The organism is Microbacterium sp. CFBP9023 (genome assembly GCF_034045055.1).
Classification (GTDB): Bacteria; Actinomycetota; Actinomycetes; order Actinomycetales; family Microbacteriaceae; genus Microbacterium.
In genome coordinates this window covers 548130-558673 of sequence record NZ_JAXCWI010000002.1, presented here as the reverse complement: position 1 = coordinate 558673, position 10544 = coordinate 548130, and the positions used below count along the sequence as shown (strand labels likewise).

Sequence of the window (10544 nt, the reverse complement as noted above, 5' to 3'; positions counted from 1 at the left end):
GCATGCTGTAGGCATGGCGACGCACACCACGAACTACGCGAGCACGTTCATCGAGGTCGCAGAAGACTGTCCCGTCGACCACGCCGAAGAGCCGCCGACGGGTGAGAGGCCCACGATCGCCGCACTGCACTATCGACTGATCGCGCAGGAGCCGTATGCGCGCACCTCCGACGACGTGATCTTCACCACGCATGCGCTGCGTGCCGGGATCGACCCCGACGACTCCGCCGCACGCGAGGCGTTCTTCTCGAAGGGGCAGCCCTGCCTGCGCTCATCACCGCTGGGAAAACGCTACGGGTGGGGGATCGCCCACGACGCCGAGGGGCGGGTCGCGCTCGTCCCTCGAGAATCCGAGGACTACACCCTGCTCGCCGCCGACCCCGCGATCGCCCATACCCGGGCGATGCGGAGCCGACGGGCGTGAGCTCACCTCGCGGTCAGTGAGCCGTCGACGTCGATCTCGAGCGTGAGTCCCAGGTCGAGACGCGCGAGGAACGCATCGTCATGACTCACGACCAGCACCGCCCCGCGGTATGCCCGGAGCGCCTCGACCAGCTGATCGACCGTGTCGATGTCGAGGTTGTTCGTCGGCTCGTCCAGCACCACGAGGTGGGGTGCGGGGTCCGAGAGCAGCAGTTTCGCCAGAGCCACGCGGAACCGCTCCCCGCCTGACAGAGCGGCGACAGGTCGCTCCGCGGTGGCCCCTCGGATGAGGAACCGTGCGAGGCGATTGCGCAGCTCCTTCTCGGGCACCTGCGGTGCGGCATCCGCGATGTTCTCGAATACCGACCGGTTCTCGTCGAGCCCGTCGACGCGCTGCGGCAGGTAGCCGATCCGGTCGGTGAGAGCTGTCGCGACGAGGCGCGCTCCGGAGCTCCGGAGATCCGCGTCGTCACCTGACGGATCGGGCCGGTCCGCGTCGAGCGGCAGCGCTTCTCCGGAGTCGTGGCCGACGTCGGCCACGAGCCGTTCGAGCAGCGTGGTCTTTCCGGCGCCGTTGCGCCCGATCAGCGCGACCCGGTCGGGGCCCTGGATAATCCACGACCTCTCGCCGTCGCCGATCGTCGCGATGCGACGACTGCGTGACACCTGCGGATCCGGCAGCTCGATCTTCATCGACGCGTCGGACCTCAGGCGCCGCCCCGCCTCGTCGAGCGCGGTGCGGGCGGCATCCTCCTTCGCCCCGACCTCCGTGCGCAGCCTGCCCGCCGACACCTCGGCCGCCATCTTGCGCCCGTGGGCCACGATCTTCGGCACGCGCTTCTCGATCTCGGCCTTCTTGGCGGTGCGCGCTCGGTGGGCGAGCTTGACCTCGGCCTCGATGCGCTGGCGCTTCTCCTTGCGGAACTCCTGTTTCGCCGTCACCTCCGCCTGCCTCGCGGCATCCTGCTCGGCGTCCAACCAGGCGCGCCATTCGGAGTACGGCCCGCCGAACACGCTCAGCGTCTGGGCGTAGAGCTCGGCGGTGTCGTCCATCAGTTCGAGCAGCGACAGGTCGTGGCTGACAACGATGAGTGTGCCCTTCCACGAGCGGACCATCGCCGCGAGTCTCGCGCGGGCGTCGCGGTCGAGATTGTTGGTCGGTTCGTCGAGCAGGGTGATCGGCGCGCGCCGGAGACGGATGCCGGCGATCGCGACCAGCACGGCCTCACCACCCGACAGCTCGCCGACCCTCCGGTCGAGGAACTCGGGGGCGAGCCCCGCGTCTGCCAGGGACATCTCGGCGCGCGCTTCGATGTCCCACTCGTCGCCGACCGTGTCGAAGTGCACCTGATCGACGTCGCCCGCGCCGATCGCACGGACGGCATCGAGGGCGGGAGCCACTCCGAGAAGATCGGCGACCCGGCGGTCGACGTCGAGTGTGAGCTGCTGCGGCAGGTAGGCGACCTCGCCGGTGGTGGTGAGGTGCCCGGCCGTCGGGGTCAGCTCGCCCGCCATCAGCCGCAGCAGCGTGGACTTGCCGGCTCCGTTGCGACCGACGAGGCCGGTGCGACCGGAGCCGAACGATCCGGAGACCGAGTCGAGCGCTGACGTGCCGTCGGGCCAGGTGAAGGTGAGTCGATCGAGGGTGACCGATGAATGAAGAGTGGGGACTGACATGGTGTCTCCTGTCCAGTGCGAGGGTGCACTGACACCGGTCGCCCGATGGACCCGTCTGAGCGGGTCGCTGTCGAAGGACAGCGGGCGGTGGTCTGCCGTGGAGTCGGCGATCGTCGGGTCAGCGCGCGGAAAGATGAGCGCGGAGGCGACGGATCAGATCAATGGACTTCCAGACACGGCGGACAGGACTCAACGACGATACCCGGGCGTGTCGGAGTTTCGCAACCCCGGGCGTGTCGCGGCTGCGTGCGGGGGCGGTCACGCCTCGACGGCGCGCTCCAACCACTTCGTGAGGAACCCGCGCACGTCTCGGAGCTCCTCCTCCGAGATGCTGTGCGTGAGCCCGGTGTAGACGCGTCCGGACAACTCGGAGTGCGCCGGAAGCCACTCGGCGGTGTGCGCGACCAGCGCCTGGGGGATCACCTGGTCGTTCGTGCCTCGGCCCCAGAAGACGTGCGGTCGTGCCTCGGTCAGGGCATCGTCGCCCGGCAGCTCGCCGGGCGCGGCGTAACCGCTGAGGGCCACCACGGTGTCGATGCTCCCTGGCGCGAGTCGCATGGCCTGCAGGGCGACGGCGGCACCCTGCGAGAACCCGAGGAGGGCCACGGCAGGGGCGTCGGCCCTGGCATCGTCGAGCCAGCGCAGGAACGCCTCTGCCGCGACGGTGACGGATGCCGAGCTGCGGCCGTCGAGACCCTCGATGGCGTACCACGAGCGCCCGGGCATCGGCCACGGGGGAGCGAGCGGGGCGGGGACGGACGCGACCACGATGCCGTCCGGCAGGTAGGGGACGAGCCCGAGCAGGTCGTGCTCGTCGGCGCCGTATCCGTGCAGCAGCACCAGCAGCGGCATCCCCGCGCGATCTTCCGTCGACCAGCGCGTGAGGAGCCCGTCGATCATCAGTTCTTCGCTCACGGTCCCATCCTGCCAGCGCCATCCGACACCCGCAGGAGACGATCATCGGATCGTATGCCGGTCGTGGCCTCAAGTCGGTGTTCGCCGGAGGGCGCTGCTGGTAGAAAGGAGACATGGCCGTCCGCACACCTGATCCCGACCCCGAGCCCGACGACGGCATGGAGGGCTTCGGCGCCGCACAGCCCTCGCGTGACTCCAACCCGGGGTGGTTGAGCGACTTCGAGCTGGCGGAGGCGAGACGCCATCTGCCCATGCTCTACGTCGAGGCGATCCCGGTGAGGACCGATGGCTCCGGGCAGGTGACCGAGATCGGCATCCTGCTGCGTTCGACGCCCATGGGCGAGATGACGCGCACCATCGTCTCGGGCCGAGTGCGGTTCGGCGAGACGATCCGCGATGCGCTGTTCCGCCATGTCGAGAACGATCTGGGCCCGATGGCGTTCCCCCTGCTGCCGCCGCAGCCGCTGCCCTTCACGGTCGCCGAGTACTTCCCGATCCCGGGGGTCAGCGCCTACCACGATGACCGTCAGCATGCCGTCTCGCTCGCGTTCGTGGTGCCGGTCACCGGCACGTGCGAGCCGCGCCAGGACGCACTCGAGGTCACCTGGTTCTCGCCCGAGGCCGCGGCATCGGACGCCGTCGCCGCCGAGATGGAGGGCGGGCGAGGCACCCTCATCCGCCTGGCGCTCGCGAACCTCGGTCTGCTGCGCTAGCCGCTCCGCTCAGTTCCGCTCAGCTCAGCGTGTCGTGAGGCGCGCGAGCTCTGCGACGAACTCGTCGACGTCGGACTCCTCGGTGTCGAAGCCGCACATCCACCGCACCTCGTTGCGCGCGGCATCCCAGTCGTAGAAGCGGAACTTCTCGCGCAGCTGGTCGGCGATGCCGTCGGGCAGCTGCGCGAACACGCCGTTCGCCTGGGTCGGCTGCGTGAACGAGACGCCGGTGATCTCACCGGCCGCGATGCCGGCCTCGATCGCCCCGCGCAACCGCTGCGCCATGGCGTTCGCGTGCTGGGCGTTGCGCAGCCACAGGTCTCCTTCGAGCAGCGCGATGAGCTGGGCGGAGACGAAGCGCATCTTCGACGACAGCTGCATGTTGAACTTGCGGGAGTACTGCAGTCCGTTCGATGCCTCGGGGTTCAGCACCACGATGGCCTCGCCGAGCATGGCGCCGTTCTTCGTGCCGCCGAAGCTGAGCACGTCGACGCCGGCGTCGCGGGTGAACGCGCGCAGCGGCACGTCGAGGGCTGCGGCCGCGTTCGAGATGCGCGCGCCGTCGAGGTGCAGGGTCATGCCGCGTTCGTGCGCGTGATCGGCGAGAGCCCGGATCTCGTCGACGGAGTAGAGGGTGCCGAGCTCGGTCGACTGCGTGATCGAGACCACGAGCGGCTGCGCGCGGTGCTCGTCGCCCCAGCCCCAGGCCTCGCGGTCGACGAGCTCGGGCGTGAGCTTGCCGTCGTCGGTCGGGACGGCGAGGATCTTGAATCCGCCGATCTTCTCGGGCGCTCCGCCCTCGTCGACGTTGATGTGCGCGGAGGATGCCGCGATGACGGCTCCCCAGCGGGGCAGCATCGACTGCAGGCCGGTGACGTTCGCACCCGTGCCGTTGAACACCGGGAACGCCTGGACGCCCTCGCCGAAGTGGGCGCGGAACACCTCTTGCAGACGTGCGGTGTAGGCGTCCTCGCCGTACGCGACCTGGTGGCCGCCGTTCGCCGCTGCGATGGCCGCGAGGACCTCGGGGTGGACGCCGGAATAGTTGTCGCTGGCGAAGCCCCGGACCGCGGGGTCATGCTGAATAGTCACCGCACAAGCCTACGGGCGGATGCCGAGCCCGGCGTCCCCCGGCCGGCATACCGCTCTAGCGAATGTCCGAGGCCCCGCCTACCCTCTAATTCATGGAGCGCAGCGCTGCGAAGACCGCCTTCGCGAACGTCCTCGTCAACACGCTCATCGCGAACGTGACGACGAGCTTTCTGTGGTTCGCGCTGACCTTCTGGGTCTACATCGAGACGCAGTCCGTGCTCGCGACCGGCGTCATCGGCGGCGCGTACATGTTGTTCATCGCCTTCTTCGCGATGATCTTCGGCACCATCGTCGACCGCAATCGCAAACACACGGTGATGCTGCTCTCGAGCGTCATCTCGGCGGTCGCCTTCCTGATCGCCGGCGTTCTCTACGTCTGGCAGCCGGAGGCGGCGCTGCTCGACCTCGGCGGTCCGTGGTTCTGGCTGTTCTCGGCGATCATCCTGTTCGGCGGGGTGATCGAGCAGCTCCGCAACATCGCGCTCTCGACGACCGTCACGCTGCTCGTCCCCGAAGATCGACGGGCCAACGCCAACGGCCTGGTCGGCACGGTGCAGGGTCTGGCCTTCCTCGTGACCAGCGTCTTCTCCGGGCTGTCCATCGGCTTCCTGGGCATGGGGTGGACGCTCGCGATCGCGATCGGCGCGATGGTGCTGACCTTCCTGCACCTGCTCTTCATCCGCATCCCCGAGGGGGCGCCGCAGCCCGACCCCGATGCGAAGAGCGCCCTCGACTTCCGCGGCAGTGTGGCGGCGATCCGGCTGGCCCCCGGACTGTTCGCGCTGATCATCTTCTCGACGTTCAACAACCTCATCGGCGGCGTGTACATGGCGCTGATGGATCCGTACGGTCTCACGCTCTTCGACGCGCAGATGTGGGGCTTCGCGCTGGCGTTCGCGTCGACCGGGTTCCTGATCGGCGGCGGGCTCGTGGCGAAGTTCGGCCTCGGGGCGAAACCCATGCGCACCCTGCTGCTCGTCGTGATCGCGATGGGCATCCTGGGGTCGGTGTTCATGCTGCGCGAATGGTGGCCGCTCTACGTCGTCGGCATGTGGATCTACATGGCCCTCGTGCCGCCCGTCGAGGCGGCCGAGCAGACCATCATCCAGAAGGTCGTCCGCTATGACAGGCAGGGGCGTGTGTTCGGCGTCGCCGCGGCGATGGAGGCCGCAGCCGCTCCGATCACGGCATTCCTCATCGCGCCGATCGCGGAGTTCCTGATCATCCCGTACATGAGGACGCCCGAGGGGCAGCAGCAGTGGGAATGGCTGCTGGGTGAGGGTGAGGCTCGGGGCATCGCCCTGATCTGCCTGTTCGCGGGCATCATCATGGTGATCGCCGCGACGCTGGCCTTCTTCACGAAGTCGTATCGCAAGCTCACCGAGCTCTACGCGAACGCGCCGGAGCAGAATCCCGGCGACGGCGAACCCGACGGCGACGGCGACGGCGCACCGGACGACGCAGGCGAGAACACGGGCGGCGGCACGGGCACCGGCGCCGAGTGGAACGCGGACGCGGTGGCCGAGGGCCGAGCGGATTCCGCGGAGGACCGCAGCGTCGATGCGCGCGTCGCGGATGCTCCGCCGCCCCTCCGAGGGCTCCCTCCTGAGGTGCCGGAGGCGCGCCGCTAGCGGAACGGCGTCACCAGCCGAACGCGTCGGCAGCGGAACGGGCTGCGGCGTTCAGTCGAGCGTGATGATCCGGTCGTTGAGATCGGCGGCGTCCGCATCCCACAGTGTGAGCACCTGCGGCGCGAGCGAGTCCGGGTCCAGTGCTTTGGCGCGGAAGACGACCGATGCCGCGCGCAGGGGCTCGACGGCATCCCGCGCTGCCTTCGCGAAGCCCTGCGCCACCGCGCGCGTCCACGCCTCGCTCGCGGCCTTGACGGCGGCGTAGTTCGCGCCTCCCGCCAGAGGGCGACCGACCGCTGTCGACGAGACGATCGCGAAACGTCCGGCGTCAGAGGCGCGCAGCAGGGAGTCGAAGGCGCGGCTGGTGGCGCGCACCGCATCGAACGCGGGCATAAGCGCGTGCAGGTCGTCGTCGGTCTGCCCGGCGAGGCCCCCTCCGCCGCGCCAGCCGCCGACCAGCGGGATCACGGCGTCGATCGCCTGCAGGCGGGAAGCGAGTTCCGTCATCGACGCCAGCGAGGTCGCGTCGGCCACCTCGACCTGTGCGCCGAGTGCGTCGAGCGCGTGCAGCCGTTCTGAGGATCGGCCGGTGGCGACGACGCGCGCGCCGGCGTCGACGAGTGCTCGCGCCAGGGCGAGGCCAGACGGGCTGGTGGCTCCGGCGAGGAGGATCGTGCGGTCGGTGACGCTCATGTGCTCAACTCTCGTGAAGAAACAGTTCTGCGGCCACCCCGGGCAGGAATGGCCGCAGACGCTGCGTCCGGTCGCACCACACGATCGGACCCCAGAAATGCGCGATTCGAGTCAGTCGTCGGTGCCCCGGATGCCGACGGTCGACTCGATGACCGCCTTCATCTTCTTGTCGAGGGTCTCGAAGAACATCGACAGCGGGAACTCGTCGTCCATCACGGCATCCGTGTAACCCTTCGGCGCGCCGGCGAGGATCTCGTCCGACAGTCCGCGGGCCCACTGCGATGCCGGGTGCGGCGTGAGCGTGCCGCGCACGAGGTCGTACGCGGCAAGCCAGTGCGCGACCTTCGGGCGGTCGATCGAGTGCCAGTACAGGTCGTCGATCGCGTCGCCCAGAGCCACGACGGCATCCGGCACGTTGTCCCAGTCGAAGGTGAGCGCCGTGTCGGTCCAGTGCAGCACGCCGCGCTGGTGCAGCCAGGCGAACAGCAGCTGTCCGCCGACGGCGTCGTAGTTGCGCGTGCGGGTGCCGGTGATCGAGAAGCGGAAGATCCGGTCGAAGATCACCGCGTACTGCACGAGGTGCGCGTAGTCGTGCATCTCCTGCTCGGTCTCGGTGAGCTCCTCACCCGCGGCGATGCGGGCCGCGAGCGTGCGCTCGATGTTCACCGACTCGCGGAACGCCGTCATGTCGCAGCGCATCTCCTCGAGCGAGTAGAGGAAGAACGGCATCCGCTGCTTGATCATGAACGGGTCGAAGGGCAGGTCGCCGCGCATGTGGGTGCGGTCGTGGATGATGTCCCACATGACGAAGGTCTTCTCAGCCACCTGCTGATCGTCGAGCATCGCGCTCGCGCGCTCAGGCAGGTCGAGGTTGGTGATCGCGGCAGCGGCGCGGGTGACCCGGCGGTAGCGTGCGGCCTCGCGGTCCTGGAAGATCGCGCCCCATGTGAACGAGGGGATCTCGCGCATCGCGACGGTCTCGGGGAACAGCACGGCCGAGTTGGTGTCGTAGCCGGGCGTGAAGTCGACCAGACGCAGCGAGACGAACAGCTTGTTGCCGTAGTCGCCGGCCTCGAGGGCGGCGATGAACTCGGGCCAGATCGTCTCGACGATCAGCGCCTCGACGAGTCGGTCGCTCGATCCGTTCTGCGTGTACATCGGGAAGACGACCAGGTGGCGGATGCCGTCGACGCGGTGCTGCTGCGGCTGGAACGCCAGGAGCGAGTCGAGGAAGTCCGGCACGCCGAAGCCCTCCGAGACCCAGCGGTCGAAGTCGACGACGGAGGCGGCGAGGTACTCGGCGTCGTGCGGGAAGGCGGGAGCGAGTGCGCGGATGCCGGCGGTGATCGCGGCGACGAGGTCGCGCGCCGCGGCGTGGTGCGCGGCATCCGGGATCGATCCGTCCTTGATCTGCATCTCGCGGATCGCGATCGCGGCGTCCTTGAGCTGAGCCCAGGCGACGCTCTGCTCGGCGATCGATGCGTCCTCGACGACCTCGGGTTCGCCGACGATGGCCTGAACAGCGGTGCTGTGGGCAGAAATGATGGACATCGGGACCTCCGATCGGAGAGTTTGACGGAAAGATTCCGGCATATACGGAATCCTGACGATAATATTACATCTATGGATGACTCTGTCGACCGCGCGATCCTGGCCGAGATCTCACGAGACGGCCGTGCGACACTGTCCCAGTTGTCCGATGCTGTCGGCCTCTCCGTGTCGGCCGTGCAGTCACGTCTGCGTCGCCTCGAGACGCGCGGGATCATCACCGGCTACCGCGCGATCCTCGACCCCGAACTCGTCGGCACGCCCCTGTCCGCCTTCATCGAGATCACGCCGCTCGACCCGGCGCAGCCCGACAACGCCCCCGAGCTTCTCGAACACCTCGACGCGATCGAGGCGTGCCACTCGATCGCGGGAGACGCCAGCTACATGCTGTTCGTGCGGGTCGCCTCGCCCCGCGCGCTGGAAGAGCTCGTGCGCGACATCCGGCTGGCCGCGAACGTGAGCACCCGCACCACGGTCGTGCTGCAGACCTACTACGAGCACCGGCCGATCATCTCGGTCGCGCCGGACGCATCCGCATAGCGCGGACGCGCGGTGCTCACAGGGCGGCGCCGACCATCGCCTCGCCGAGGGGCGTGCGCAGATGCAGCATCCTCGCGCCGTCGCGCTCGCTCGAGATCAGTCCTGCGTCGCGCAGCACGGTGAGGTGGTGGGATGCGGTCGACACCGCGATTCCCGCGTCCTGAGCGACCTGCGAGGTCGTGCGGGACGTGCCGGCTCCCAGGAGGATGCCGGCGCGAGCGGGGCCGAGGAGGGCGCCCAGCGCCCCGGAGATCTCGGCGGCGTCCCTCGACCAGCCGGCGGTCACCCCGCGCGCCGGGTAGAACAGCGTGGGTTGCGCCGGCGGCTCGGTGAGCACCATGCACCCCCATGTCGACATCACCGACGGAACGAGCACCAGCCCGCTTCCGTGGCAGTCGACGACCTCGCTGTGGCGGCGCAGCGAGACGCGCACGGCCCCGTCGCCCCAGGTCACTTTCGGGTGGAGGCCCCCGGCCATCTCTCTGATCCCCGACGTGGCGATCACGCGCGATCGGACCGCGATGTCGGCTCGCAGCAGCCGATCCAGCTGCGGCCAGACCGGCGCCAGTGCGGCATCCCACATCTCCGACCAGGCGTCTGCGATCATCGCCCGCGCTCGTTCGGGCTGCTGCTGCATGTCGCGCAGTGCGCGTCGGCGAGCGCCGGTCGAGCGGATGACCATCTTGCCGAGGTCGACGCGCAGCGGATCGAGGGGTGCGCTGCGCAGCGCCGACAGCTCGGTCTCCGGTGTCATGTCCCATGCGGGGGCGGTCGTGAAGAAGTCGGGAAGATAGCCGTCATCGCCGACGACGACGGCGAGCAGGCGGAAGCTCTCGCGAGGCAGCCGATCGCGGACGGCGCGCAGCCATCCCCACTGCAGGGGGTGCTGGGCCGGCCGCAGCAGCACGCGCACGGCGTGGGCGAGCTCATGCCCGGGGGATGTGCCGAATCGCACCGCCTGGATGTCTCCGGGGCTCAGAAGGAACTCCACGCGGTGATCGGGATGCTCGACGCCCTCGCGTGGCGTGCCGGCACCTGCGACGACAGAGTTTCGATCCACATCGAAACTCTAGGTCGTTCATCACGGCCTGTCGAGACTGGGCTCATGAACACCACGTCATCTGCTCTCGCAGCCGTCGCCGCGGTGGGCGCGGACACGATCGTCGCCTCCGCCGGCGACACGGCCACGGGTCCGGCGTTCGTGCCACACTCCTTCACGAACATCGGTCGCGGAACGCCGCGCCTCATCGGCGTCCATGCGTCCGCCACGATCATCCAGACCTTCCTCTCCGAGGACTGACCAACGACACAC

Annotated in this window: 11 protein-coding genes; 5 read left to right on the top strand and 6 right to left on the bottom strand. The window is 69.0% G+C overall.

The genetic code is table 11. The features are described from left to right. Positions 1 to 13: 13 nt before the first annotated feature. The gene (locus SOM10_RS13235) at positions 14 to 424 is read left to right on the top strand and encodes a DUF6157 family protein (protein ID WP_056279641.1); all 411 of its coding nucleotides are present in this window, start codon (positions 14 to 16) and stop codon (positions 422 to 424) included. Positions 425 to 426: 2 nt separating this feature from the next. Here SOM10_RS13235 and SOM10_RS13230 read toward each other — a convergent pair whose 3' ends face one another. Continuing rightward, positions 427 to 2100 (bottom strand): ABC-F family ATP-binding cassette domain-containing protein, encoded by a 1674-nt coding sequence (locus tag SOM10_RS13230; protein WP_053097567.1) that lies wholly within the window; start codon positions 2098 to 2100, stop codon positions 427 to 429. Positions 2101 to 2358: 258 nt separating this feature from the next. After that, on the bottom strand, positions 2359 to 3015 hold the full coding sequence (locus SOM10_RS13225) for an alpha/beta hydrolase (RefSeq protein WP_320490422.1): 657 nt from the start codon (positions 3013 to 3015) through the stop codon (positions 2359 to 2361). A gap of 113 nt (positions 3016 to 3128) precedes the next feature. On the opposite strand from SOM10_RS13225, the gene SOM10_RS13220 reads away from it, so the two are divergent. Then, entirely contained in the window at positions 3129 to 3728 is a 600-nt protein-coding gene (locus SOM10_RS13220; protein WP_053097566.1) for a DUF4916 domain-containing protein, read from the top strand. Positions 3729 to 3752: 24 nt separating this feature from the next. Here SOM10_RS13220 and SOM10_RS13215 read toward each other — a convergent pair whose 3' ends face one another. Further along, positions 3753 to 4820 (bottom strand): threonine aldolase family protein, encoded by a 1068-nt coding sequence (locus SOM10_RS13215; RefSeq protein WP_053097565.1) that lies wholly within the window; start codon positions 4818 to 4820, stop codon positions 3753 to 3755. 92 nt (positions 4821 to 4912) lie between these two features. Here SOM10_RS13215 and SOM10_RS13210 point away from each other — a divergent pair, with 92 nt between their 5' ends. Further along, positions 4913 to 6451 (top strand): MFS transporter, encoded by a 1539-nt coding sequence (locus tag SOM10_RS13210; protein WP_320490420.1) that lies wholly within the window; start codon positions 4913 to 4915, stop codon positions 6449 to 6451. Positions 6452 to 6502: 51 nt separating this feature from the next. Here the strand turns inward: SOM10_RS13210 and SOM10_RS13205 are convergent, their stop codons facing one another. Both SOM10_RS13205 and SOM10_RS13200 read right to left on the bottom strand, forming a co-directional pair. Beyond that, positions 6503 to 7144, bottom strand: coding sequence for an SDR family NAD(P)-dependent oxidoreductase (locus tag SOM10_RS13205; protein WP_072591710.1), 642 nt, complete (start codon positions 7142 to 7144; stop codon positions 6503 to 6505). 111 nt (positions 7145 to 7255) lie between these two features. Beyond that, complete coding sequence (locus tag SOM10_RS13200; protein WP_053097562.1) at positions 7256 to 8695, bottom strand: DUF6421 family protein; 1440 nt, start codon at positions 8693 to 8695, stop codon at positions 7256 to 7258. A 72-nt stretch (positions 8696 to 8767) separates the two neighbouring features. Here SOM10_RS13200 and SOM10_RS13195 point away from each other — a divergent pair, with 72 nt between their 5' ends. After that, positions 8768 to 9232: an Lrp/AsnC family transcriptional regulator gene (locus tag SOM10_RS13195; protein ID WP_053097561.1), complete on the top strand. Its 465-nt coding sequence runs from the start codon at positions 8768 to 8770 to the stop codon at positions 9230 to 9232. Positions 9233 to 9248: 16 nt separating this feature from the next. Here the strand turns inward: SOM10_RS13195 and SOM10_RS13190 are convergent, their stop codons facing one another. Then, positions 9249 to 10292, bottom strand: coding sequence for an ArsR/SmtB family transcription factor (locus tag SOM10_RS13190; protein ID WP_320490419.1), 1044 nt, complete (start codon positions 10290 to 10292; stop codon positions 9249 to 9251). Between the two features lie 45 nt (positions 10293 to 10337). Here SOM10_RS13190 and SOM10_RS13185 point away from each other — a divergent pair, with 45 nt between their 5' ends. Continuing rightward, a complete protein-coding gene (locus SOM10_RS13185) occupies positions 10338 to 10532 on the top strand; it encodes a hypothetical protein (RefSeq protein WP_320490418.1) in 195 nt (64 codons plus the stop codon). The last annotated feature ends 12 nt before the right edge of the window (positions 10533 to 10544 follow it).